27 protein-coding genes are annotated in these 24,091 nt (G+C 40.0%); 20 read left to right on the top strand and 7 right to left on the bottom strand.

Going from position 1 to position 24,091, the window contains the following annotated elements; genetic code table 11:
• Window positions 1–20 precede the first annotated feature (20 nt).
• Together ACFPA1_RS14385 and ACFPA1_RS14380 are read left to right on the top strand one after the other, a co-directional pair.
• Complete coding sequence (locus ACFPA1_RS14385) at window positions 21–848, top strand: sulfurtransferase (RefSeq protein WP_213145080.1); 828 nt, start codon at window positions 21–23, stop codon at window positions 846–848.
• A gap of 69 nt (window positions 849–917) precedes the next feature.
• Window positions 918–1,811, top strand: a complete 894-nt coding sequence (locus ACFPA1_RS14380; protein ID WP_378583890.1) for a 5'-3' exonuclease — start codon at window positions 918–920, stop codon at window positions 1,809–1,811.
• A gap of 325 nt (window positions 1,812–2,136) precedes the next feature.
• Here ACFPA1_RS14380 and sspL read toward each other — a convergent pair whose 3' ends face one another.
• Window positions 2,137–2,277 carry a small, acid-soluble spore protein L gene (sspL, locus tag ACFPA1_RS14375; protein ID WP_213120425.1) on the bottom strand — a complete coding sequence of 47 codons (141 nt, stop codon included), beginning with the start codon at window positions 2,275–2,277 and terminating at the stop codon, window positions 2,137–2,139.
• Window positions 2,278–2,359: 82 nt separating this feature from the next.
• Between sspL and ACFPA1_RS14370 the strand changes: the two genes are divergently transcribed.
• Window positions 2,360–2,851 carry a divergent PAP2 family protein gene (locus tag ACFPA1_RS14370; protein WP_213145082.1) on the top strand — a complete coding sequence of 164 codons (492 nt, stop codon included), beginning with the start codon at window positions 2,360–2,362 and terminating at the stop codon, window positions 2,849–2,851.
• A 41-nt stretch (window positions 2,852–2,892) separates the two neighbouring features.
• A complete protein-coding gene (locus ACFPA1_RS14365; protein ID WP_213145083.1) occupies window positions 2,893–3,162 on the top strand; it encodes a DUF6123 family protein in 270 nt (89 codons plus the stop codon).
• 110 nt (window positions 3,163–3,272) lie between these two features.
• Here ACFPA1_RS14365 and ACFPA1_RS14360 read toward each other — a convergent pair whose 3' ends face one another.
• Entirely contained in the window at window positions 3,273–4,193 is a 921-nt protein-coding gene (locus ACFPA1_RS14360) for a DMT family transporter (RefSeq protein WP_378583885.1), read from the bottom strand.
• Between the two features lie 178 nt (window positions 4,194–4,371).
• Here ACFPA1_RS14360 and ACFPA1_RS14355 point away from each other — a divergent pair, with 178 nt between their 5' ends.
• Window positions 4,372–5,028, top strand: a complete 657-nt coding sequence (locus ACFPA1_RS14355; RefSeq protein WP_213145085.1) for a reverse transcriptase-like protein — start codon at window positions 4,372–4,374, stop codon at window positions 5,026–5,028.
• A complete protein-coding gene (locus ACFPA1_RS14350) occupies window positions 4,949–5,236 on the top strand; it encodes a zinc-finger domain-containing protein (RefSeq protein ID WP_378583883.1) in 288 nt (95 codons plus the stop codon). The genes ACFPA1_RS14355 and ACFPA1_RS14350 overlap by 80 nt, the downstream gene beginning before the upstream one ends.
• 43 nt (window positions 5,237–5,279) lie before the next feature.
• On the opposite strand, the gene cspD is transcribed toward ACFPA1_RS14350, so the two are convergent.
• On the bottom strand, window positions 5,280–5,480 hold the full coding sequence (gene cspD / locus ACFPA1_RS14345) for a cold-shock protein CspD (RefSeq protein WP_023627628.1): 201 nt from the start codon (window positions 5,478–5,480) through the stop codon (window positions 5,280–5,282).
• 288 nt (window positions 5,481–5,768) lie between these two features.
• On the opposite strand from cspD, the gene ACFPA1_RS14340 reads away from it, so the two are divergent.
• Window positions 5,769–6,056, top strand: a complete 288-nt coding sequence (locus ACFPA1_RS14340) for a hypothetical protein (RefSeq protein WP_378583880.1) — start codon at window positions 5,769–5,771, stop codon at window positions 6,054–6,056.
• Between the two features lie 66 nt (window positions 6,057–6,122).
• On the opposite strand, the gene ACFPA1_RS14335 is transcribed toward ACFPA1_RS14340, so the two are convergent.
• Both ACFPA1_RS14335 and ACFPA1_RS14330 read right to left on the bottom strand, forming a co-directional pair.
• Complete coding sequence (locus ACFPA1_RS14335; protein ID WP_378583877.1) at window positions 6,123–7,172, bottom strand: hypothetical protein; 1,050 nt, start codon at window positions 7,170–7,172, stop codon at window positions 6,123–6,125.
• A gap of 33 nt (window positions 7,173–7,205) precedes the next feature.
• A complete protein-coding gene (locus ACFPA1_RS14330; RefSeq protein ID WP_378583874.1) occupies window positions 7,206–9,104 on the bottom strand; it encodes an HAD family hydrolase in 1,899 nt (632 codons plus the stop codon).
• Between the two features lie 287 nt (window positions 9,105–9,391).
• On the opposite strand from ACFPA1_RS14330, the gene ACFPA1_RS14325 reads away from it, so the two are divergent.
• From ACFPA1_RS14325 to mntR, 3 genes are all read left to right on the top strand, one after another.
• The gene (locus tag ACFPA1_RS14325; RefSeq protein WP_378583872.1) at window positions 9,392–9,970 is read left to right on the top strand and encodes an AarF/UbiB family protein; all 579 of its coding nucleotides are present in this window, start codon (window positions 9,392–9,394) and stop codon (window positions 9,968–9,970) included.
• 147 nt (window positions 9,971–10,117) lie between these two features.
• Entirely contained in the window at window positions 10,118–12,280 is a 2,163-nt protein-coding gene (locus ACFPA1_RS14320) for a DNA topoisomerase III (RefSeq protein ID WP_378584394.1), read from the top strand.
• Window positions 12,281–12,374: 94 nt separating this feature from the next.
• The gene (gene mntR / locus ACFPA1_RS14315; protein ID WP_378583869.1) at window positions 12,375–12,797 is read left to right on the top strand and encodes a transcriptional regulator MntR; all 423 of its coding nucleotides are present in this window, start codon (window positions 12,375–12,377) and stop codon (window positions 12,795–12,797) included.
• Between the two features lie 142 nt (window positions 12,798–12,939).
• On the opposite strand, the gene ACFPA1_RS14310 is transcribed toward mntR, so the two are convergent.
• Window positions 12,940–13,188 (bottom strand): hypothetical protein, encoded by a 249-nt coding sequence (locus ACFPA1_RS14310; protein ID WP_378584393.1) that lies wholly within the window; start codon window positions 13,186–13,188, stop codon window positions 12,940–12,942.
• A 37-nt stretch (window positions 13,189–13,225) separates the two neighbouring features.
• Window positions 13,226–14,134 carry a homoserine O-acetyltransferase MetA gene (metA, locus tag ACFPA1_RS14305; RefSeq protein WP_213145089.1) on the bottom strand — a complete coding sequence of 303 codons (909 nt, stop codon included), beginning with the start codon at window positions 14,132–14,134 and terminating at the stop codon, window positions 13,226–13,228.
• A 227-nt stretch (window positions 14,135–14,361) separates the two neighbouring features.
• Between metA and ACFPA1_RS14300 the strand changes: the two genes are divergently transcribed.
• From ACFPA1_RS14300 to ACFPA1_RS14255, 10 genes are all read left to right on the top strand, one after another.
• Complete coding sequence (locus ACFPA1_RS14300; RefSeq protein WP_378583867.1) at window positions 14,362–16,044, top strand: formate--tetrahydrofolate ligase; 1,683 nt, start codon at window positions 14,362–14,364, stop codon at window positions 16,042–16,044.
• Window positions 16,045–16,061: 17 nt separating this feature from the next.
• On the top strand, window positions 16,062–16,595 hold the full coding sequence (locus ACFPA1_RS14295) for a hypothetical protein (RefSeq protein ID WP_378583865.1): 534 nt from the start codon (window positions 16,062–16,064) through the stop codon (window positions 16,593–16,595).
• Between the two features lie 14 nt (window positions 16,596–16,609).
• Entirely contained in the window at window positions 16,610–17,089 is a 480-nt protein-coding gene (locus ACFPA1_RS14290) for a glutathione peroxidase (RefSeq protein WP_378583864.1), read from the top strand.
• Window positions 17,090–17,205: 116 nt separating this feature from the next.
• Complete coding sequence (locus ACFPA1_RS14285) at window positions 17,206–18,054, top strand: DegV family protein (protein ID WP_378583861.1); 849 nt, start codon at window positions 17,206–17,208, stop codon at window positions 18,052–18,054.
• Window positions 18,055–18,152: 98 nt separating this feature from the next.
• Complete coding sequence (locus tag ACFPA1_RS14280; protein ID WP_378583859.1) at window positions 18,153–18,803, top strand: HD domain-containing protein; 651 nt, start codon at window positions 18,153–18,155, stop codon at window positions 18,801–18,803.
• Window positions 18,800–20,692, top strand: a complete 1,893-nt coding sequence (locus ACFPA1_RS14275) for an ABC-F family ATP-binding cassette domain-containing protein (protein WP_378583856.1) — start codon at window positions 18,800–18,802, stop codon at window positions 20,690–20,692. Before ACFPA1_RS14280 ends, ACFPA1_RS14275 begins: the two co-directional genes overlap by 4 nt.
• 265 nt (window positions 20,693–20,957) lie before the next feature.
• Window positions 20,958–22,094, top strand: a complete 1,137-nt coding sequence (locus tag ACFPA1_RS14270; RefSeq protein WP_213145319.1) for a conserved virulence factor C family protein — start codon at window positions 20,958–20,960, stop codon at window positions 22,092–22,094.
• Between the two features lie 36 nt (window positions 22,095–22,130).
• The gene (locus ACFPA1_RS14265) at window positions 22,131–22,565 is read left to right on the top strand and encodes a BrxA/BrxB family bacilliredoxin (RefSeq protein ID WP_378583854.1); all 435 of its coding nucleotides are present in this window, start codon (window positions 22,131–22,133) and stop codon (window positions 22,563–22,565) included.
• A gap of 66 nt (window positions 22,566–22,631) precedes the next feature.
• Complete coding sequence (locus ACFPA1_RS14260; RefSeq protein ID WP_378583852.1) at window positions 22,632–23,405, top strand: class I SAM-dependent methyltransferase; 774 nt, start codon at window positions 22,632–22,634, stop codon at window positions 23,403–23,405.
• 83 nt (window positions 23,406–23,488) lie between these two features.
• Window positions 23,489–24,076: a YpjP family protein gene (locus ACFPA1_RS14255; protein WP_213145097.1), complete on the top strand. Its 588-nt coding sequence runs from the start codon at window positions 23,489–23,491 to the stop codon at window positions 24,074–24,076.
• Window positions 24,077–24,091 lie beyond the last annotated feature (15 nt).

The following is a 24,091-nucleotide window of genomic DNA, read 5'->3' as shown; positions in this document are numbered from 1 at the left end:
AGAAACGGGGGAGAATCCCAATGAAAAATATTGTTACGAAGGAATGGCTGGAACAAAATTTAAACATCGACACAGTCAGAATTGTGGATTGCCGATTTTCCTTGGCTGACCCGCAGAAGGGGAAACAGGAATATTTAGAAGGACATTTGCCGGGTGCTGTTTTTTTTGATCTGGAAAAGGATTTATCAAGCCCTGTTCAAACTCATGGCGGACGCCACCCATTGCCTGACTTGCAGGAATTGGTAAGCAAGCTTGAGGAGGCAGGGATTGATGAGACGACAACAGTCGTGGCCTATGATCAGGGAGAAGGTGCATTCGCCGGACGTTTTTGGTGGCTCTTGAAGTACCTTGGACACGAAAAAGCATATGTTTTAAATGGCGGATTTAGGCAGTGGGCAGAGGCTGGACTGCCAATTTCAGCAAGTATTCCAACATTCACTAAAGCTCAATTACAGCACCAGATAAAACCAGAATTATTAGCATCCGTCGACGAAGTGAAAGAGGTTATAGCAGGAAAAAAGGAAAACGTAGTTTTGATTGATTCCCGCGAAGAAAAACGCTATTTAGGTATTGTCGAGCCAATTGATAAGAAGGCAGGGCATATTCCGGGGGCCATCAATAAGCCATATACGGAAGGATTTGCAGGAGGAGAATACAAATCCGCTGAGGAACAAAAGCAGCGGTTTTCTGATGTGAATCCTGAACAGGAAATTATTGTTTATTGCGGTTCCGGAATAACAGCAACCCCGAACTTCTTGGCCTTAAAGGAAGCAGGATTTCAGAAGGTCAAGCTCTATGCCGGCAGTTTCAGCGACTGGATTTCCTATCAGGAAAATAAAGTCGATTAAAATTTGAACCATACCTATGTTATAATAGAAATCGTGTTGTAAAAAAACATCCATAGGAGGTTCAATTTTATGACGAATCAAAAGCCTTCGCTTATGCTTGTCGATGGTATGGCCCTTTTGTTCCGCGCTTTTTACGCAACGGCCGTAACAGGGCAGTTTATGATAAATTCAAAAGGGATCCCGACAAATGGGATTCATGGTTTTGTGAAGCATATGTTCACAGCCGTTTCGACCTTTAAGCCAACCCATCTTGCCGTGTGCTGGGATATGGGCAGCAAAACCTTCCGAACCGAACTTTTTCCTGACTATAAAGGAAATCGCGGTGAAGCACCGGTTGAATTAATTCCGCAGTTTGACCTTGTTAAAGAAGTGGTCGAGTCATTCGATATCCCCAATATTGGTTTGGCAGGATTTGAGGCGGATGATTGTATTGGTACTATTGCTAATCATGCGAAGGAAGAAGCCCATGTGTCCATCTTGACCGGGGATCAGGATATTCTTCAGTTGCTTGATGACAGAATTTCGGTCATTTTAATGAAAAAAGGATATGGAAATTACTTGGTCCATACACCGCAGACCTTTAAGGAAGAGAAAGGTATTACGCCTAGACAAATGGTCGACCTAAAGGCATTAATGGGTGATACTAGCGACAATTACCCTGGTGTTAAAGGAATCGGTGAAAAAACAGCTCTGAAGCTATTGCAAGAGTTTGAACATGTTGAAGGAATTATCTCCAATTTGGACAAACTGTCAAAATCCCAAAAAATCAAAATTGAGCAGGATTTGGACATGCTTCACCTGTCCAGAAAACTGGCGGAAATCAAATGTGATGTTCCAGTAAATTGCAGTCTGGAAAGTGCCAGCCTTAAAATCGAGAAAGAAAAGGCGGAAAATAAATTAAGGGAATTGGAGCTTCGCGGCCTTGGCAGGCTTTTCCCTCAGGTGGAAGCACATATTTCCTAATGACCCTGGTTGTCTCATTTAGAGGCAGCCTTTTTTTATTCACCACTATTTACGAATTTAATAGGATAGTTATTAGGAATTGACTTGAAGGCAGTAGCCCATGCGAACATATACATTTCACCGCCTTATCGAAAGCGGCGCAACCAGTCAGGTTTATGAACCTTAAGACCTTTATGGGTAAAAAACCGGAGTCAAATTGCATGATATTTGGAAAACAACCTATAGAACACCAATCGAATATGGGAAATTCCTGTTGGAGAACCGAAAGATAATTTCATAAAGCAAAGAAAGGCTGCCTGATGGACAGCCTTTTTTTTCTGCCATTTTATATTTTTGTATTTGATTTCTTTGCTCTATTTTCCAGTTTGCTTTTTGGCTCTTCAGCAAACTCGGCATCCTGGCCATATCCTTGTGGATTTACACCAGGTGCTTTAGCGCCGCGGTTATTGCTTACCTTTTTGGTCATACAAGTCACCTCCACTTTTTTAGTATCTCCATCCGGAATAATTAAACTCATCTTTCTTCACAATAAAGGTAGAGGTGATCAAATGAACAAGGCTGTTTATTTAGCACTTTTAAGCATTGGACTCGCCCAGGGGATGAAAATTCCGATTCAGTATTTCAAAAAGAAGGAATGGCGGCCGGAAGTCTTTTTTGGAACAGGTGGAATGCCAAGCTCCCATTCTGCAGGAGTCGCTACTCTAACCACCTATATCGCATTAAAAAGGGGATTGCCGACCATTGATTTTGCTTTGTCCCTTATCTATGGCTTAATTGTTATGTATGATGCCCAAGGAGTCCGAAGGCAAACGGGTGAACTGACGTTAAGAGTAAATTCAATGAATGAATTAATCGACAAAATCAATGAAAAAGAAAGTGTAGAGTTTAAAGAAAAGCCGCCAACAAAGCTGAAGGAAGTCCTGGGCCATCAGCCTGAGGAAGTGCTAGGCGGCGCGCTTTTAGGAGTATTGGTCGGGATAATTGGTCATAAATGCACAGAAAAAGATAGAAAAATGTCGAAATTTAAGCTAAGATTTTAAAGGGGATATTTCTAGATTTACGGGAGAGGGTTGGATCATCAGTGCGGACGGTTGAGGAATATTTGCATTACTTGAAGGGAAAAGGCTTCCAATTTCAAGAGGATGCAATCGGCTTTATTTACTTCGGAAAACATTACACAAATGCTTCCGATGAGATAATTAATACAGCAATTGAACTGACCTTAAAAGCACAGAAAAGCTTTGATGGCAGCTTTTATGTTTCCTTACTGGAAACCTTTATCCAAAATCAAATAAACAACAGAAAAGACGCCATCAGTTTTGTGAAAAATCACGAATTGTTGGCAATCTAAAAAAGGAGGCTGACCTATAAGTCAGCTTCTTTTTTCGCTAATAGGAAAGTATAAATTCAACTACGCCTCATGAACCGTCCTATCGGACTCGCCAATCGGCGAGTTTCCATTTAGCTTCCGATACTTTTGTTTTTTCTTAATATGAAGATTTTCTTAGCCGGCAGTTCGGCGAAAATCATTCCCATAAAAATAAGGATGCAGCCAATTAAAGCACTGGAGGATAAACGTTCCTGCGCCCAGAAATAGCCCGTAATGGCTGCAAAAACCGGCTCCATGGCAAAAATAAGGGCAATCCTTGTTGCAGATGTATACTTTTGAAAGTTTGTTTGAATAAAGAAAGCAATTGCTGTTGCAAAAATACTGGTAATAACCAAAGCAATCAAAACATCTTGTGATAATAAAATGTCAATCCGAAATGACTTCCGCCAATCTTCAAAAATGAAAGAAGAAATAGTGGAAAGAATAGCAACAGTTGAGATTTGGATAACGGTCAAAAGTAAAGTCGGATATCTGCTTGAGAATTTTCCTGTTAAAATAATGTGCATCGCAAAGCTGATGGCACAAACAAAAACAAATCCATCGCCAATATTTAATGCTGATATATCCGTCAGGGTCAGCAGAAACAAGCCAACAGTCGCCGTAAGAACACCAAAAATCGCGTTTTTACCTGGAATTTGTTTCATTAAAAACATCGAAAATAAAGGGACAAGAACAACACTGAGCCCGGTGATAAAACCGGCTTTCGAAGATGTTGTATACAAAAGGCCGATTGTTTGCGTAACATAACCCAAATAGAGCCAAAATCCAATAAAAACTCCGGAAATAATTAATTTTATATTTATTTGTTTAAGCTGCTTTCTTTCAAATAGGATTAAAGCGAAAAAGAGCAAAACTGCGGCAATAAAGAAGCGTATTCCATTAAACGCAAATGGCTCCAAAAAGTCTATCGCATTTTGCACTAAAACAAATGTCATTCCCCAAATCATTGTCACTAAAAGCAGGCTTAAATCTGCGAACAGTGGTTTTTTCATGGTGCTAGTGCCTCCGTTTTCAAAATTCCCCCATCATTACCTAACTGAAAGTTTATCATATATTACTTATACGTTGCAGGAAAATATTTTCTATGACGCTTCTGGGTATGATATAAATGAATTTATATAGATGGATACATTATTTACCATAATAATCAATTAGAAAGGTTGAATATCAGTGAAATATAAGCTTGAATGGGTGCATAAATTAAAAAGTAATGAAAAAGTGAAATGTACTTCCGACTGGGCTTCCGCTGAAACAGCTATCCAGCTTGGGGAAGAGCTCGAGCGATTGGGGAAAGCGGTCGACCTGTATTTTTATGATGAAAAAGGAACATCTTGGATTTTAAAGGAAATGAAAAAGCTGCTGACAGAAATAGAAGAGGAACCTCAAGAAATAACCGTTTATTTTGATGGCGGATTTCACAAGGAAACCAATCAGGCTGGTCTTGGCGCAGTTATCTTTTTTCAGCAGGGAAAAAAGAAATACCGTATTCGCGCCAATGAACTTTTTGATGAAATGGATACAAACAACGAGGCAGAATATGCCGCTTTTTATTTTGCCCTTAATATTTTGGAAGATCTAGGTGTGCAGCATCAATCATGCGAATTTAAAGGTGACTCCCAGGTCGTATTAAAACAGCTGGAGGGTGAATGGCCTTGTTATGAAGAAAACTTGAACCGTTGGCTGGACCGGATTGAGGAAAAAATTAAACAACTTGGCATTTATCCAAAATACACAGCTATCCCACGAAATGACAATAAAGAAGCTGATAAGCTTGCAACCCAGGCGTTGGAAGGAAAAAATATCTTTGCGAAAACGATTATTCTATAATGGAACGGGGTGTCTAATCTTTGTGAAAGAATCAGCCAGAAAAGCTCTTTTTAATCAAGTGGAACATTTGCTGAATGAATACTGTGAAGGCTGTTTTGTACATCGGCAACTAAAAAGGGAAGGGGGCCGGAGAACGGCCCACCGGTTTTGCATTTCACAATGTACTGTCGGGCAAAAAATTCAGGAATATGGAAAAAAGCTGACGTAAAAAAGGCTGACAATCCTGTCAGCCTTTCAAGATTTATGATTGATTATAATTTTACAACGTTAGCAGCTTGAGGTCCGCGGTTTCCTTCAACGATTTCGAAAGAAACTTCTTGGCCTTCTTCTAAAGATTTATAGCCGTCGCCTTGGATAGCGCTGAAGTGTACGAATACATCGTCTCCGCCTTCAACTTCGATAAATCCGAAGCCCTTTTCGTTGTTGAACCATTTTACTTTACCATTTTGCATGTACTTCTTCCTCCTAAGCCTTTCAGGACACCCTCATATATGGTGCCAGAGAATAAATATTATCATGGAACAAAACATGAGCATGAGCAAATGTATTCGATTTCATGATGCTTTAAATATACAATAACAAATATGGTCAGTCAAGAAATGGCGGTAGGTTTTTCCTCAAAAATCTAAACGTTTTTGAACGGAAGAAAACCTGCCAACTTTTTTGGCTAATGGACATAAAACCATCCTTTCCTCAATATGTTAAACTAATAACTTTTCCATGCTGGGGTGGGGATGTAAGTGTTTCGATTTTCAATTGAGGGCGAGGAATGGATATTACGGTTCTCTCCGACGGTTGCGATAGAAGACGCTGAAAAACAGGTGATCATGATGTCTCTCCTGCATATTGGGGAAGAGTTGGGCAAATTTTCACATGGCACTGCCTTTATTATGTTTACGAAGATAATAGGCGCCATTGTTTTTGACGTTGAACGAATTCCTTCACTTATTTTAACTGTATCGAATATTATTCCGGAAGAGAATTGGTACACCGAGCCATCTTCAATAAAACCATTTAATAAAATATAGCCAGGGCTTTAGACAGCCCCTTTAATAATGATGAGACGAAGAACACTGGTAATCAGGCTTTTCCTTTCATTCTGTCATTCTTATATTCAACTTTTTTCTAAGTTCCGATTCCAACTTGATATAATGCTCCAGCCTTTTTTCAGTCGCCTCTAAGATGCCTTCTAAAATTTTTATTCTTAACTGTTCTTCTGACATGGCCTTAACTTTTATGATTTCTTTTGAACTTTTTAGTGTTTTTTCAAATGATTGGTCCTTTATCATTTTCCTTTGATCCTTCCTTTTTGTACAAACAAAAATTGTTTTTGCCTCCAGGTCAGTTTCATCAACAGTGCTGAATCGCAGTATTTCAACCGGGATTAAATACTCTAAAATTTCTTTGTCAGGGTAATCATAGAACAGATATTCCTTATTCGAATTTAGAAAAATTATGATAGATTCCTTATCTGTTGATTTAAAAAAATTTACGATTTCTTTAGCATTGGGCAATATTTCATTATTAAAATCATCAATTAGTACAACACTTTTAGCAGGAATTTGACTTAAATTCTTGCAGCTCTTAACGATGCTGCCTAATTGATTTCCGGAAATGTTTAATAAATTTTCCAGCAGCAGTTTATCTGAATTCATTTCAAAAACTTCATAATTTCTGAACAATTCGTTAATTATTTTTAGTGCACAATAATATTGATGTGTAATCGTAAAATTCTTAACATAATCGGTGGAAAACAGTAAGCAATTTTCAAAAAATCCAGTTAAGTTACAGATTTCAGTGGGTGTTAAAGTTATTATTGTTTTTGGTTTTCTGCTAAAAACAAAGGGGAGTAACTCGGATGGAATTTTCTTTTTTATCACAGTTGCTTGAGGAAATAGATAATCATAGTACATAAGATCATCGGGATGCGGTGTTATTACCAGACTTGACTCCGGTACGAAATAATCAAGAACTAGTTGAAATATTTTTTTGTGTTCTTCGAAAGACATATTATTTAAATTTGAAAAATCTGATGTTAAAAGGAGTGTGGAATTTTCGTTGATTTGAATCTTTTGATCAGCGCAAAAAAATCCAAGCTGATTTTCATCGCAACTACTATTCAATTCTGAGCTTGAAATAATCATGCACCTCCCTCTATAAACTCCTATATTTGTATTCTATTGTCCTGCCTGATCCATTAGCTCAGTTAGTGTTTCAAAGGTTTGATTTTCAGTATCTGCAATCACACCTCTGGAAAAACTCAATTCACCAAAGTATTTCCTTATAAAACGAAGATCTTTTATTATCATTCTAAATGGCATATACGCATCGTAACCAGAAATATTAAATAGATACTCATAATTTGCGAATGTTTTTTTATACAATTTAACAAAATCAAATATCCCATTATGAATTTGCTTTATAATTTTATAGTTTTCTACTTCCGGTACGTCAAATGTTAATTTATACCCATCTTCGGTTTTCTTAAAGCCCGAAAATGAAGGATAGCAAGCCTGAGTAAATAACTCGAAATAGATGTTAAGATGTTTAGTGCTTGAGTGGATATCGTATAAATTTCTGTTATACATTCTAGAAAAAATGTAAACTGCTATTTCTTTTTTCATTATTTGACTTAGATTACCCGTGTGGTTAGAGTGTCGACAACCTGCTACTAAGCTGTGGACTTCACAATTCAATTTCCATTTATCTTCAATTAAATATTTTATTCCTGCCCCACCGGAACCCACCCAGCCAACATCCACTACTGCAACCTTTTTACATCCCTGAATGAGGTTTTGAAAATACTCTTTCACTATTTCATCGTCTTCAGATAGTTTTTTCACAACAAACTGCCAATTTTCCACAAAAAATGATTGAATGATTTTAACATTGTCTTTATGAATCAGGTCATCTTCTTTTAGTTGATAAGAAGATAACAAATCTACCATTTCCCCTAAATCTAAAGATTCTAATAGGCATTTTATTGTAATTTTTAAAATGCCACTTGCCTTCTGTTTTACCATTCGATTCAAAAAGTCATAGCGATTTTTTTCTATCGTATATTTCATATTGGCAATTCGAGACCAGTAAACATATTCATTATATATATCTGAATTTAGAAAATTAAATACTTTATGATAAATATCCCCATCTCTTGAAAGGAATAAAATTTTATCGATATGATTCTGTTTCGCATAATCATGAATCCATTTACAGTAGCCTAATATATACAAACCACCGTAAATAAAACCATATTCATAATAAGGTGTGTACTGCTTACTTCCATTATGCAAATGCATATTCACAATCCCGCTGTAGGTGGAAGCAATCAACTCAGACATACCGTCTGCACGATATTGATTTCCTGTTTTATGAACATTATTGTAATATCTTGCCGCTAATCCTAGTTCCTGAGCACTTTTTATATCTGACTCAATATTTTCACCGACATGGACTATTCGTATGTCCTTGCCTAATTTTTGCAGTGCTTTTTTGAATAATTGATGATCTTGTTTACTGCCATTGTTTTCACTGGAAACAAAAACATCAAAAAATCCTCCAAAGCCTGCCTTGTCCAACATCTGTACAATCATGGACTTTGTTAGATACATATCTGAAATAGCAATTATCTTCTTGTTTTGTGATTTAAGTATTTCAAAAACATCTTTCATATATGGATTAGCGTAACAAACCTCTAATTCTGTTTGCCATTCTGCCTGGACTCCATACTGTCCCTGAATACCTGTTTTTTGCTCAATAAATTCATATATATCGTATATTGATACTTCTCTGTTTCCCTTCATAACCTCCGCACGATCACGCGCTTCCTTTTCCGCTTTCATCCGGATAGACATAAAATTCACACAGTCAAGCTTGTCTCCCACTACCATAAATAAATGATGAGGCTCTGCAAACGGCCTTAGTAACAAAGTGTCAAAAACATCAAATGAAATGACATCGTAATCTAACAATTCTCTGGCAAAATCAAGTGCTGAAGGTCGGTTTAATACTGTCGACTCCGATCCATCCAAATATGGGAACTTAACCGACACTGTTGAATTCAAAGAGTCAACCATTAATAGATATTCCTCCTGTTTTTTTATGAAAATTTACAATTTCCATTAATTTACATTCATGATATTCACTTGTCCAATTGAGGTGAGGGCAGGAGAATACTAGAGACACTAAATTTTAGCCTTTTAATATCTAATTTTGTAATGAGCAAAAACCGAGAGGGAATGTGCTCCCGGGACGATAAATTTACTATTCGCTACTTAACCATAAGGTTATATACGGCCAATAGTTAGCAGCCGTTACGGTAGAATAGCTTTGATAGTAATCTAGTAGAAAAGGAGTGAAAAAATTGGATGATTATCACAAAATAACTGTGGAAAAAACAGGACTTAAAATAAATAATCCAACACGCTATGAATTGATTGGAAAAGGGGTGCAGGGAGCTGTATTCAGGATTTCCGAAGACCGATGTGTAAAGGTGTACGCAAGGGAAAGGCACTGCCTTAAAGAGAGCGAAGCACTAAACTTGGGGCAGCATTCCGCAATAGTTCCTAAGGTTTTTGATGTGGGAGCGAAATATATTGTAATGGAATACATCAAGGGTCAATCAATGAAGGATTATCTTCAGCCATTAGCAATCATTCCAGACCCAATCGCCAAACAGCTAGTATTTATATTTAAGGAAATGAAAAGAATGGGCTTTACTAGGATCGATGCCAGTATTCGCCATCTTATCGTAAACGAACAAGGAGAGGTTAAAGTGATTGACCATGTAAATTCATTGAAAACCCGACATTTGTGGCCGATGGATTTTTTTAAAGCCCTCGGCAAATTAAAATTATTAGACACGTTTTTGTATCAACTCAAGGAAATGGATCCTGATTTATATTGTGAATGGAAAGCAATGATGGACACAGGCGTAAATTAATCCAAAATTCCGCCTCCTTTATACTTCAGAAAAATTGAAATTGCGTTTTATAAGGGAATTATTTGATTGCTTTCATAGCCGCTATACGAAAATAATTTTAAAAGGTAAAATGAGAGAGGAGATGTTATTAAAAAGGGAGTAATTATGATGAAACTAATCATTGCCGAAAAACCTGATCAAGGCTCTACCCTGGCATCCATCTTTAAACATAAAAGACAAAACGGTTTTATTGAAATTTTTCCGAACGAGCTTTTTCCTGATGGGGGCTATGTTACTTGGGCCATTGGGCATATTTGTCAATTGGTTCAGCCAGAGAAATATCAGCCGGAATGGAAGAAGTGGTCCTTAACGAATCTGCCGATTATACCAGAGCATTTTAATTATGAAGTAACGAAGGACAAAGCGAAGCAATTTGCTGTGATAAAAAAATTAGTATCCGACCCGCAAGTGACCGATATTATCCATGCCGGTGACGCAGGAAGGGAAGGGGAACTAATTATTCGCAATATTTTAAGACTGACAAATTGCCGTAAGCCAATGAAAAGGCTGTGGATTTCTTCGCTAACCCCTAATTCTATTAGGGAAGGCTTTAAAAAGCTGCTGGAAGAAACAGACACCCGAAATCTTTATTTTGAAGCCTATACCCGGGCCTGTGCAGATTGGGTAGTGGGAATGAATGCTTCAAGACTGTACAGCCTGCTCCTTAAGAAACAGGGCTTTTCAGATGTTTTTTCAGTCGGCAGAGTACAAACTCCTACGCTAGCATTGATTGTAAAGAGGGAGTTAGAGATTGAAAATTTTAAATCTGAACCGTTTTGGGAAGTCGTGGCACAATTTTTAATTAATGATAAAAAGTACACGGGCAAATGGCAAAACGACGGTGAAACTCGTGTTAACACCAAGGAGATGGCAGAAAAGGTAGCAGCATTTTGCCGTGGGAAGAACGCGGAAGTCGACGATGTTCAATGTGAGCGGAAAGAGTTTTTACCGCCGCTTCTCTATAACTTATCTGCATTGCAGGCTGATGCCAATAAACGTTATAAATTTTCACCGAAAAAAACTTTGGATGTTCTGCAGCAGCTTTACCAAAAAGGATATGTATCTTACCCTCGTTCCGATTCTCGTTATGTGACGAAAGAGGAAGCGGCCAATTTCCCCGATACTCTTAAAAAATTAAGCCATCTCAAAGAATATCAAGGCTTTTTCCCATTACCTGTTGATTCAATAGCGGAGAATAAAAGATATGTAAACGAGAAAAAAGTGACAGACCACTATGCGGTTATCCCGACGGAACAAATACCGAATATTGAAAAGTTATCCGCTGATGAACAAAAACTATATGACCTGGTGGTTAAGAGTTTAATTGCCGCCTATTACCAAAAGGCCATTTTTGAATATACGACCGTCATTACGTTAGTAGATGGGCGGGCAAAGTTTGTCTCGAAGGGGAAAGTGCAAATTGATGAGGGCTGGAGGAAGGTCATCAATCAAAAGGAACAGGATGACGAGCCGTCGCTGCCGCCGCTGGAAAAAGGGGAACAAGGCAAAACAATCAAAGTGGACGTGAAGGAAAGCCAGACACAGCCTCCAAAGCGTTATACTGAAGGACAGCTGATTACGCTGATGAAGACAGCCGGCAAGCATATTGAGGATAAAGAGCTGGAGAAAATTCTGACCAAGACTGAGGGGCTTGGAACAGAGGCGACAAGAGCTGGCATTATCACCATGCTCAAAGACAGGGCATATATCGAGGTTAGAAAAAATCTGGTTTACGCAACGGCAAAGGCTAAAATTCTCATTGAAGCAGTCGGCAAGGAAATTCTCGCATCGCCGGAAATGACCGCAAAATGGGAGCAGAAGTTGAAGGAAATTTCAGAGGGCTCAGCCTCCCCAAAGCAATTTATGGAGCAAACGAAAAAGATGGTTAACCATTTAATTACGACCGGGGTTGATCAGGCGGTTAATTGGACGTTTTCTAAGGAACTAAGCGAAAATTTCACACCTGGTAAACGGGGGGCAAAGAAAACTCAGACTAAGCTTGGACCATGTAAGAAATGTGACGGTACGATGGTCGACAAAGGAAGTTTTTACGGCTGTACGAACTATCAAAAAAATAAGTGTAACTTTACGATTTCAAAAAAAATTCTTGGGAAAAATATAACGCAGAAAAATATAAAGCTGCTTTTGACAGAAGGAAAAACCGAGGTCATTGAAGGCTTTACCAATAATGAGAAAACCTTTAATGCCAGACTGTATATAGATGAAAAGGAAAAGCGAGTGAAATTTATATTTGAAAACGCAACTGTTTAAAGTTTGGCTGAGGAGTTATTGTGATAAAGAATCTTGTCACTCTTATTTTTCTATAGTAAACTTTTAGGTGATTCTGTTTAATGGAGGGTATCGGATGCCAACACCCAGTATGGAAGATTATATTGAACAAATTTATAATTTGATAGAAGAAAAAGGATATGCCAGGGTTTCCGATATTGCCGAAGCATTGTCCGTTCATCCCTCCTCGGTAACAAAAATGGTTCAAAAGCTCGATAAAGATGATTATTTGGTGTATGAAAAATATAGAGGCTTCAGCTTAACAACAAAAGGGAATAAAATTGGCAAACGGCTAGTTTTCCGCCATGATTTGCTTGAGCAATTCCTTAAAATCATTGGCGTGAAAGAGGAAAACATCTATAAGGATGTAGAGGGAATTGAGCATCATTTGAGCTGGGATTCCATTGATCGGATCGGTGATTTGGTCCAGTTTTTTGAAGAAGACGAAAAACGGATAGACGCCTTAAGAGAAATTCAGAAAATAAATGAGAATGAATAATGAAAGAAGAGGCGGTCAGATGACTGCCTCTTTTAGCTAATAGGGAAGTATAAATTTTTACAAATTTATACTTCCCTAACGCATAAATTCAACTACGCCTCTGTCTTCGTCCTATCGGACTCGCCAATCGGCGAGTTTTCATTTAAAATAGGACTGGATAATGGTCAAAGCTTTCTTCCTCAGCAGGGCTTAAATAGGCATTTCCGTTTCCATCCTCTTGCATTTGTATGCCTGCTAGTAATCCGCTCTCTGCTTCGAGTAATGCTTTTCGATATGAGATTACACGCCCCTCAGAGGTAATGAAACTAATAATTTCCCCAAGATGATTGCGGTGAAGTCCGACAATGGATTCTATTCTATATCCCTCCTTTTCCACCTCTATTTTGGTCATAACAATCAAAAAAAAAACATCGGGAAATCCCGATGCTTTATCCCCAAAAAAATGGGGTTTCCTGATAGACATAATAATTGAGCCAGTTGGAAAAGAACAAATGGCCATGAGAGCGCCAGCGATTGATTGGAGGCTGGGTCGGGTCGTTATTTGGAAAATAGTTTTCCGGCATGTGAATTTCGAGGCCCTTAGATAAGTCTCTGTCATATTCCTGTGCTAATGTATCAGATTCATATTCTAAATGACCGGTAATCATGACATGCCTTCGGTCTGTTGAGGCGATTAATAATGCGCCTGCATCCTCGGAAGCAGCTAATAATTTTAACTGAGGGTTGCTTTTGATGGCCTCAATTGAAACATCCGTATAGCGTGAGTGCGGTGCATAGAATTGATCATCAAAGCCCCGTAATAAAATATCATTTTGTTCAAAAATTCGATGGGAATAAATGCCGGAGCATTTCCGTGTAAGCTCGAATTTTCTAATTCCATAATGATGGAAAAGCGCGGCTTGTGCTCCCCAGCAAATATGTAGTGTCGAGGTAATATTAGTTTTGGTCCAATCCATGATTTCGGTTAATTCCGACCAATATTTAACCTGTTCGAATTCTAATAACTCGACAGGCGCGCCGGTAATAATCATCCCATCAAACTTTTGATTCTTAACTTCAGAGAAGGTAGTGTAAAACATCTCTAAATGCTGCTTGCTAGTATGAGTGGATTCATACGAGGATGTTTTTAAAAATTTGACATTAACCTGGAGCGGAGAGTTTCCCAATAGCCTTAACAGCTGCGTTTCCGCTTTTTCTTTTTCTGGCATTAAATTTAAGATTAAAATCTTTAATGGCCGGATATCTTGGCTCGTCGCCCGTTCATCGTCCATGATAAAAATGTTTTCCTGGTCTAAAACTTCCCGGGCTGGAAGAAGTTTCGGAATGTTAATAGGCAAGTGACCATCCCCTTTACAATTAAAAAAGTTATATTCATTTATACAATGGTTAATAAAAGAAATCAATGAATATTTTTAAAATTTGATAATTCTATTATAAACATTATTCTAAATTCAGAAAAGATAATAATTTGTTCATAATTATCTGTCGGAATGAAAACGCCTTTTTGATACAATTTAAAGGTAGTTACTTTTAAATATAAAGAATGCGGGGGATTGAATTGGCAATGGAGATTAGTGTAAAATCGGACATTGAAATTGCTCAAGGCTCAAAAATGCTGCCGATTGTAGATGTTGCAAATAGGCTGGGGCTTGAAGAAGATGATCTTGAACTGTATGGCAAATATAAAGCAAAGCTGTCTACCGATGCACTGGCCAAATTAAAAACAAAAGAAAGCGGGAAAATTATTCTCGTAACGGCGATTAGTCCAACCCCTGCCGGAGAAGGGAAATCGACGGTCACTGTTGGATTGGGTGATGCTTTTAACCGGATTGGCAAAAAGACGATGATTGCGATACGGGAGCCGTCCTTGGGTCCGACGATGGGCATTAAGGGAGGGGCTGCCGGAGGAGGCTATGCTCAAGTTCTCCCTATGGAGGATATAAACCTGCATTTTACCGGCGACCTTCATGCAATAACGACGGCAAACAACGCCCTTGCTGCGTTTATTGATAACCACCTTCAGCAAGGGAACGAGCTTAATATCGATCCGCGCAGAATTGTTTGGAAACGAGCGGTAGATTTAAATGACCGAGCCCTTCGGAAGGTTATTGTAGGTCTTGGCGGACCGCTTCAGGGAATGCCAAGGGAGGATGGCTTTGACATCACAGTTGCGTCTGAAATCATGGCAGTATTATGTTTAGCAACAGATATAAAAGACTTGAAATCACGGTTAGCGAGAATGGTAGTCGCCTACAATTACAATAAGGAACCGGTAACGGTCGGTGATTTAGAGGTTTCAGGGGCATTGACTTTATTATTAAAAGATGCGGTAAAACCAAACCTTGTCCAAACCATTGAACATACGCCGGCCCTAGTCCACGGCGGTCCTTTTGCGAATATCGCACATGGGTGTAACAGTGTGATAGCGACACTGACTGCAGCAAAATTAGCTGATTACGTGGTCACGGAAGCGGGTTTTGGGGCCGATTTGGGAGCGGAAAAGTTTTTACATATCAAATCGAGAATAGCCGGGATTAAACCTGAGGCTGTTGTCATTGTCGCTACCATTCGGGCTTTAAAAATGCATGGCGGTGTGGCGAAGCAGGATTTAGCAGAGGAAAATATTCCGGCGCTGACACTTGGCTTTGCCAATTTGCAAAAACATATTGAAACGATTAAAGGCTTTGGGCTGCCGGTTGTTGTCGCCGTAAATAAATTTATCACAGATACCGACCTTGAAATCCAGACACTGCTAGAATGGTGCAAACGGGAAAACGTCTCCGCCGCTTTGACAGAGGTTTGGGAAAAGGGAGGCGAAGGCGGAATTGAACTGGCTGAGACCCTTTTGTCTGTCATCAGTAAGGAAAAGAACAATTTCCACCCTTTATATGACATGGCAGACCCGATTGATAAGAAGATAAGAACCATCGTCCAAAAGGTTTACGGCGGCAAAGATGTCGAGTTTTCGCCAAAAGCAAAAAAACAAATGCAGGATTTTGAAAAAAATGGCTGGTCCTACTTAGCTGTTTGTATGGCGAAAACGCAGTATTCCCTATCAGACGATCCGGCAAAGCTTGGCAGACCATCAGATTTTACCGTTACGGTAAGGGAATTCAAACCATCGATAGGTGCAGGATTTATCGTTGCTTTAACCGGTGAGGTTATGACGATGCCAGGCCTGCCGAAAAAACCGGCGGCCTTGAATATGGATGTAGATGAAAATGGGAATGCGGTAGGTCTATTCTAAAGGAGTCGAAGCGCAGTATGTTTGATCCAACAGCCTTTGATAACATGAAGGTCGTAATCGAAGGCGCCCTTTATGATTTGGATATGATCGGTGAAATCTTTGTAACCGATCGCAATGATTGGCTTAATCTAGCGAAAATGTCCCGATTGTTTACGATCAGCTTTGGTTTAAGAGAAAGCAGGCTTCCGATACATGCGAAAATGGAATTAGAAGCAAGGCTTAACAACTTAGCAGCGGAACTCCTTCCAGAGTCACTTTCAGAGCAGAATGCCGGGTGCTATGTGAAGCTGCAATTTTCACTCGAACTCCCTGAAAACCAAAGGGATTTTTACGGATTATATAAAATTTTCCAAAATATTTGGGGGGAAACAAGGAAAATCTCCCAGTCTGTTGAATATAACCCTTTAGAAAAGTCAAAAAATATCCGCTTAGTCATTTCCATTGACTTTGAGAGAATTGTCAAAGAGGAGCAAATGGAGGACTTTGCTGAGATGACGGAATTTATGATTGCCACTTTACAACAACTTGAGGAATACGGAAGTGGCAGCTAAAGGGGGAGACTTGAATGTCGATCTATCAGTTTAAGGCGAAAGCTATAGGTGGAGAGGAAATTTCACTAAAGCAATTTGATGGGAAGGTTCTGCTCATTGTCAACACTGCCAGCAAGTGCGGTTTTACACCTCAGTATCGGGAGCTTCAAGGACTTTATGAAGCGTATAAAGAAAAGGGTTTCTCGGTTCTGGGTTTTCCTTGCAATCAGTTTATGAGCCAGGAGCCTGGGACGGAAGCAGATATTAAATCCTTTTGTGAATTAAATTACGGCGTCACCTTTCCGATGTTTGCAAAGGTCGATGTAAATGGCGTATACGCTCACCCGCTGTTCGTCTATATAAGAAAGCAGACACCGGGAATCTTGGGTTTTAATACAGTCAAGTGGAACTTCACGAAATTTCTTGTTGACCAAAAAGGAAATGTTGTAAAACGTTTTGCACCGAACGTAAAGCCAAGTGAAATTGCCAAAGATATCGAAGCACTACTTAGCTAATGACAAGCCGGCATTTTGCCGGTTTGTTTGTTTTAGGCGTTATAAATATTTACAATATTCGGAATTACAGTTACTATTAGTAGTAGGTACTAAAATTCCAGCAAGGGGAGATGACCGTGGTTAAAACGGCATGGGTGACTGATAGCACCGCTTATTTAGACTCAGAATTAAAAAAACATCCTGATATATATAGTGTTCCATTATCCGTTATTCTTAACGGAGAGGTATTTGCAGATGGGATTGACTTGACTTCACATGAATTGTTTGAGAGGTTAAAGCACCTTAAAAGCCCGCCTAAGACATCCCAGCCTTCAGTGGGGGCTTTTCAGGAAGTGTTCGAACGGCTTTCTAAAGATTATGACCAAATTGTTGCTGTCCATCTTTCCGGGAAGCTGAGCGGTACAGTTTCTTCCAGTGAGCAGGCCGCAAAGCTGGTGGATATCCCAGTAACAATTTTTGATTCAAATATTCTTACTCTGCCAATGTCGGCATTGATGAAAAAAGGAATGGAATTATTGGCGGAAGGTCATAATCTCGAACACGTCATTAAAAAAATGGAAGAAATAAGAGATACAAACGAAACATACGTATTAGTTGGAAGTCTCGAGCAGCTTCACCGCGGCGGCAGAATGTCGGGCGTGCAATTCTTTCTGGGCAGCATGTTAAACGTCAAGCCAGTGATTTCATTTGATAATGGAGCCTTGTATGTGAAGGAGAAAGTCCGCACCGAGAAAAAGGCCAAGGATAAAATTCTCGAATATTTTAAACAGGCATATGAAAAGCATCACTTTAAAGAAGTGTATTTATTGTATGGTCTGCATGAAGAGCATACAGTTGATTGGCGGCAGGAAATACAAACACGCTATCCGGAACTGAATGTGCTTGATGCACCATTAGGGGCCGTCATCGGTGTCCATGCAGGGGAAAATACACTCGGCATTAGCTGGTTTAATGGATTAAAATAAAAATGCTATAAAAAGATAACCTCGCTTTTTCGGGGTTATTTTTTCTTGTTTGGCTGATATTCGTGTTAAAATAGCAAGGATAAAGGCAGGTGCTAAATTTGATAGACAAAATTATAGAGCAGACGGAAGAATTTGTCCGCAATCAATTAGGTGAGGATTCAACCGGTCATGACTGGTTCCATGTGGACCGTGTCAGACGGAATGCCATACATATTAGCAAGGCGGAACAGCAGGGCGACCCATTTATCATAGAAATGGCTGCCTTGCTTCATGATATTCCTGATGAAAAGCTGAATTATAGCGAAGAAGCAGGGAAACAGAAACTTGAGAGCTTTATGGAGACGATCCCCCTCAAGGATGTTGAAAAAAATCACATTAGGGAGATTATTTTTTCTATTTCTTATAAAGGCGGTCATGGCAGTATGCTTTCATCGGTGGAAGCAAAAATTGTTCAGGATGCAGATCGGCTGGATGCCATCGGCGCGATAGGCATTGCAAGAGCCTTTGCTTACGGCGGCAAAAAAGGGCAGTCCATCTATGACCCCGCTATCATGGTGAGGGAAACAATGAGCCAGGAAGAATATCGAAGAGGAAAATCAACGAGCATCCATCATTTCTATGAAAAATTATTAAAATTAAAAGATTTATTGAATACCGAGACGGCAATGCAAATGGCGGAGCCAAGGCAGCAAATGATGCAATCGTTTTTAGAACAATTTTACCGTGAATGGAATGGTCAACAATCATGAAAATGCTGACAGTCGAAAATGTTTCAAAAACATACGGAGAAAAGCAATTATTTTCTAATATTTCGTTTACCATCGGCGAAAAAGAACGTGTCGGGCTGATTGGAGTAAATGGAACTGGAAAATCTTCATTGTTAAAAATCGTGGCAGGTTTGGATGTGCCTGATGAAGGAAAAATCATTTCCGGTAAAGATTATTCCATTGCTTACCTGTCGCAGCAGCCTGATTTTGAAATGGACCGGACTATACTAGAACAAGTTTTTCACGGAGATGCGCCAATCCTTAAGCTGATGAGGGAATATGAAAATATACTTATGGAGCTAAATGCTGCACCAGATGATGTGAAACTTCAGGATGAACTTTTCCGTCTGCAGAAGCAAATGGATGCTTTGGACGCCTGGGATGCAAGCACAAATGCCAAGTCGGTCTTAACAAAATTGGGCATTGAAGATTTTACCCAAAGAGTTGGCAGTTTGTCCGGGGGCCAGAAGAAACGGGTTGCGTTGGCACAGGTATTAATCGCTGAACCCGATTTGCTTATATTGGATGAACCGACAAACCACCTCGATTTTGATAGCGTTAAGTGGCTTGAGGATTACTTGAGCAGATATAAGGGCTCCATCCTCCTCGTCACCCATGACCGCTACTTTTTGGATCGGGTTACCAATCGGATGTTTGAGCTTGATGGCGGCAATTTATACAGCTATAAAGGCAATTATGCCGCTTTTCTGGAGGCAAAAGCGATCCGCGAGGAAAATGAGGCGGCCACATTTGAAAAAAGAAAGAACCTGTTCAGACGAGAACTGGAATGGATCCGGCGCGGGGCAAAGGCGAGGACGACTAAACAAAAGGCGCGGATTCAGCGTTTTGAAGAGCTTGACGAAAAGCTCTCAAGCGGAAAGTCGTCAGGTGAAAAGCTTGATATTTCTTTGAATGGCAGTCGCTTAGGTAAGCAGGTATTTGAACTAAAAGATGCATCCAAGCGGTATGGTGAAAAAGCAATCCTTAACCGCTTTGATTTGCTTGTCAAACCGGGGGACAGAATTGGCATTATCGGTAGGAACGGAACTGGTAAATCCACATTATTAAATATCCTCGCTAAGCGCATTCCTCTTGATGAGGGAGAGTTTAATTTGGGTGCTACTGTGAAAATTGCCTACTATACCCAGAAAAGCGAGGATATGGATGAAAATAAGCGGATGATTGAATACATTAAGGAAACAGCGCAAATCGTCGAGACATCAGACGGGAAGACGATTTCCGCGGCACAAATGCTCGAGCGCTTTTTATTTCCTCCATATACGCATGGGACGCCAATTCGCAAGCTGTCGGGCGGGGAGAAACGCCGTTTGTATTTATTGAAAATCCTGATGACAGCACCGAATGTCTTGCTGCTTGATGAGCCGACCAACGATCTTGATACTCAGACATTGACGGTTTTGGAAGACTACCTTGAGGAGTTTCCAGGTGTCGTGATTACTGTTTCCCACGACCGATATTTTCTTGATAAAGTCGCTGAACAACTGTTAGTGCTGCGCGGGGAAGGTAAGATTGATTTCTTTTTCGGAAATTATAGCGAATATTTGGAAAAAGAAACAGTAACTCAAGATACCTTGAAAGCAGCACCTGCCGCTGCTCCAGCTGTTAAGGCTCCTGAGAAGGAAAAAAAGAAGAAAATGACCTATATGGAGAAAAAAGACTGGGCCGAGATTGATGAGGCAATTGCTAAAACCGAAGTTGAGCTTGAAGAAGTGGCAGCGGAAATGGCTTCGGCTGGGAGCAATTTTTCAAGATTACAGGATTTAATGAAAAAAGAGGCTGAGCTGAACGAAAAATTGGAGCACTTAATCGAAAGATGGTCCTATTTGGCTGAATTGGCTGAGAATGAGTGAGAGTACGCCTTAGTGCGTGCTCTTTTTTGTAACTTGGAAATATATCTACAAAAATTAGGCAGATATCTACAATTTTTTTGTGATATCTACATTTCTTGAAATTTATCTACAAAAATAATGATGATATCTACAAATTTTCAAAGGATATCTACAATTACCATGAAAATGGAAATGAGAACTAACCATTTATCAGGCATCTTACATGAATATACTCCTCTCATTATGTTAAACTTGTTAAAGAAAACATATGAATAAGGTGAGTATGTTGAAAATTAAGTCAATTGAACCGACGCCAAGTCCGAATACGATGAAAATCCTTCTTGACCATGAGCTTCCAATGGGCAAGAGCCATAATTATAAAAAGGAAACAGCGCTGGATGCACCCCCTGTTATTCAAGCCGTCCTGCAAATAGAGGGCATTAAGGGCGTATATCATGTGGCTGATTTCCTAGCTGTTGAACGCAACGCTAAATATGACTGGAAGGAACTTCTACCAAAGGTCCGCCAGGCATTCGGTGAAGATACTGACCAAATCGCAAACACTGCAAAAGCAATCAACGATCATTTTGGTGAAATCAAAGTGGAAGTTCAAATGTTCAAGGGGATTCCGCTCCAAGTTAAGCTGACAGATGGCACTTCTGAAAAAAGGTTCGGAATGCCCGACTACTTTTTAAAAGCGCGGGAAAATGCCCAGCTTCCGGAGGATAATTATATTTTGCTGCGGAAATGGGATCATCAAGGAGTTAGATATGGTGAAATGGATCAGGTTGGGCCGGAGGTTGTCGAGGAACTAATCGCGGCTTATCCCACGCTGCGCCTTGAAGAACTTGTCCAAAAAGCGCAAGCTGCAGAAACTCAATTGGAGCAAAAAACAAAGCCGAAGCGCCGTAAAGTGACGGCTGGCGACATGAGTAACCCTGATTGGCAGGTTCGCTACCAATTGCTTGAGCAAATGGATGATCCGGATTTGGAGGATTTGCCAATGCTCGAAAAAGCACTCTCTGATGAAAAGCCGTCTATCCGCAGACTTGCCACTGTTTATCTTGGAATGATTAAGGACCAAGCGGTATTGCCGCTGTTATACCGCGCTTTAAAGGATAAAACCGTAACCGTCAGAAGAACAGCAGGCGATTGCTTATCGGACCTCGGCTTCCCTGAAGCGCAGGACGAAATGCTTGAAGCCTTGAAAGACCCGAGCAAATTGGTCCGCTGGCGGGCCGCGATGTTCCTTTACGAGGTTGGAGATGAAAAGGCGCTTTCAGCTCTAAAGGCTGCTGAAAATGACTCTGAATTCGAGGTAAGCATGCAAATCAGGATGGCAATTGAGAGAATCGAGGGCGGGGAAGAAGCAAAAGGCTCCGTTTGGAAGCAAATGACGGAAGCAAGGAAAACAGAAGAGTAAATGGGTTCATACTAAAATTTATGGAGGTTATAAACTATGTCAAATGCTTATGAAGAATATATGAGACAAATGGTCATGCCAATGCGTCAGGAGTTAACAAACGCGGGTTTTGCGGAACTGACAACGGCAGAGGATGTTGAAAAATTTATGGAAGACTCATCAGGCACGAAACTTGTTGTCGTGAACTCCGTTTGCGGCTGCGCAGCCGGTTTAGCCCGCCCGGCGCTTACCCAGGCTGTTTTAAACAGCGAGAAAAAACCGGATCATCTCGTCACCGTTTTTGCAGGCCAAGATAAAGAAGCAACAGCGAAGATGCGCGAGTATTTCGAAGGGATTGAACCGTCATCACCATCGATGGCGTTATTAAAGGATAATAAAGTAGTCCATTTTATCCCGCGCCATGATATCGAAGGAATGCCGATGGAAACCGTAATGCAAAATATATTAGGAGCATTAGAAGCTCATTGCTAAAAACTTTAAGGGGACGTGCGAAAGCCGTCCTTTTTTACTACTAAATACACAATAGGATGGAATACCATGTTTATTACTACTTCAGGCAGAACGAATCAGCTTAAGAAAGAAGAAGCCATCCAGATTTCAAAGCTCTTGGATGCACCCTATATCCCCCGCAGGAAAAAATCCATTAGCCAATTACAAAAGGAGGCAAACAGCGATTGTCTTGTAGTAGGCAAAGAACGTCTGGAATTACATAAGGCAGAATCTGCTGAGCCTTTTTTCTTTCACCCAAACTCCGCGATGTTCCGCATCAAACGTCTCCTAAGAGGAGAGCATGACCCTTTTGCCGATGCTGCCAAACTGGAAAAAGGGATGAACGTTTTAGATTGCACTCTTGGGCTGGCCGGAGATGCAATAGTCGCAAGCCTTCTCGTCGGAAGTGAGGGAAAAGTCAAAGGACTAGAAGGGCAGAAATTTTTGGCCTACGTTGTGAAGGCGGGTCTCCAATCGTGGGATTCCGGCATCCTTGAAATGAACCAAGCAATGAAAAGAATCACAGTCATCAATTCCACTGCCCATGACTATTTAAAGCTGCAGGCAGAAGCCTCCGTCGATTGTGTCTATTTTGACCCAATGTTTGAAGAAAGTATCAAAGAGTCTGAAGGAATTAAGGCTTTAGGGCAGTTTGCCATTTATGAAGAGCTGGGAATGGAAACAATTAATGAGGCGATACGAGTGGCCAAGCATCGCGTTGTCTTAAAGGACCATTACAAAAGCTCGAGATTTGAAAAATACGGATTTCAGGTAATTAAAAGACAAACCGCAAAATTTCATTATGGTTTTATTGAAAAATAATTCTGCTTTTCTATTTCTGGAAAAAAGCAGTATACTTAATAATAGAAATTACATATTTTTTACAGGAATAAGGTGAACCGAGGATGAATAAATGGGTTCGTAAATCACTTTTTGTTTTCATATCGATTTTAACTTTTGGGCTCGTCACACCTGCGCAGTTAATGAACGCTGTCAATGCCGAGACGCCAAAAGATCAAGATGTTTTCGAAATACAAACGGGAGAGGATGGGTATTCTCAAGGATATTTCGAAGAAACAAAGTTTAATAGAGAGCGCTTTATACAAGAAATGATGCTGCAGGCAGAAACCCAATCCTATCAAAAATTCGGGCAAAAAATTAAGCCGGTCATCGAAAATGAATTCCGCGACCTAATTTTGCCAAACATGGAAATGGCGATTGAACAAACAGCTCTTCAATTTCCAGAGGAAGACCTAAAGAATCTTGTGATAACAGAGGAACCTGGTGCAGGATACTCCGAAAAGATTTTTCATATAAAAAACAGCCAAACAGGGAAAGATATTTTACGATTCCATGTGAGAAGGGATTTGCCGCCGCAGTCCGGGTACTGGTTCAATTTTCACTATCATACTTTTAAGGATAATTTCCAAACCCACCATAACCTTGGAGCTATTTATTGGGCTAAAAACACACCCCCAAAATGGATGAATTAATATGTGAAAAAATTT

The organism is Neobacillus sp. GCM10023253 (assembly GCF_042653105.1).
Lineage (GTDB): Bacteria > Bacillota > Bacilli > Bacillales > Cytobacillaceae > Neobacillus > Neobacillus citreus.
This window is presented reverse-complemented; position numbering and strand designations above follow the sequence as displayed.